A 248-nucleotide genomic window follows, 5' to 3' on the forward strand; every position below is an offset into this window, starting at 1 on the left:
GTTTCCTTGCTACTGGCTGCCGTTACGGGAGTACTCAGCGCCCCCATTTTGGCGCAGGAAAAACTTGCTGATGATTCAGCACAGGGCGAAACCCTCAGCCCTGAGACCAAGCGCCCCGACGTCAGCCCCACGAAAAAAGGCGTTTATCTGTCGGAATGGTTCAACCAGGACCTGACTCTGATCGGCAGCAAAGACATCAGCTTCGGCCCCAAGCCGCAGGATGACGTTTATCTGGAATTCGAACGGGC

1 pseudogene is annotated in these 248 nt (G+C 56.0%); it reads left to right on the forward strand.

The features are described from left to right. Positions 1-248: pseudogene (locus KZZ04_RS20280) on the forward strand (hypothetical protein); the annotation flags it as partial.

It is taken from the genome of Pseudoalteromonas sp. CR1 (genome assembly GCF_019392235.1).
GTDB lineage: Bacteria > Pseudomonadota > Gammaproteobacteria > Enterobacterales > Alteromonadaceae > Pseudoalteromonas.